The sequence below is a fragment of the Psychrobacter sp. 1Y4 genome, assembly GCF_051847555.1.
The window spans coordinates 1-654 of record NZ_JBPYDE010000681.1; the positions used below are offsets into that span (position 1 = coordinate 1).

General features: G+C 38.8%; 1 protein-coding gene. It reads right to left on the reverse strand.

Features of this window, described 5'->3' with window-relative positions; translation table 11 throughout:
• A partial coding sequence (locus tag ACS8FC_RS18300) for a sodium-dependent transporter (protein WP_439297836.1) occupies nt 1–362 on the reverse strand: 362 nt, incomplete at its 3' end.
• Nucleotides 363–654: the final 292 nt, after the last annotated feature.

Here is a 654-nt window from a genome sequence, read left to right on the forward strand (position 1 = left end):
TAGTTAAGTGCCCAACCACCGATGACACTATAGAAGGATAGAATTAAAAAGCCACCCAAAATACCAGTAGCACCTACGATGGTCCAGCTACGAGATTTACCTTCGCTAGCAGCCACATCTGCAAACGTGTTGACTGGGTTTTTTTGTCCACGGCGACCAATGAGCCATTCAGCAACTAGTATTGGAAAACCGACTAGCGCGATACAGAATAAATAAGCGATAACAAAAGCCGAACCACCGCTCTCGCCCACCATATAGGGAAATTTCCATATATTTCCCAAACCAACTGCTGAACCTACTGCCGCTAACACGAAGCCAAAACTTGAGCTCCATTGTGCATGTTCTTGTTTATTGATAGCCATTTTTTGCGTCCTCGTACTTCAAATAACGCTACTGACAATCCTCCTTGATCATCATAAATAGTGACTACTACTATCAAACTATTTAGTAAACACTTCAATGTGAAGTGCCCCGTAACATTAAGAAAGAATTGTTTACAATATCATAAACGCTCAGTTTCTGCTAAGCGACCAAAAAAGTCAAGTACTCATAAATATAAAAAGCCATAACAATTGGTTATGGCTTTTGGTAATATTATCTTTTATTAATAGAATTTAGGCAGATTAAAACTGTAAAAAACGGCTATATAGCCTA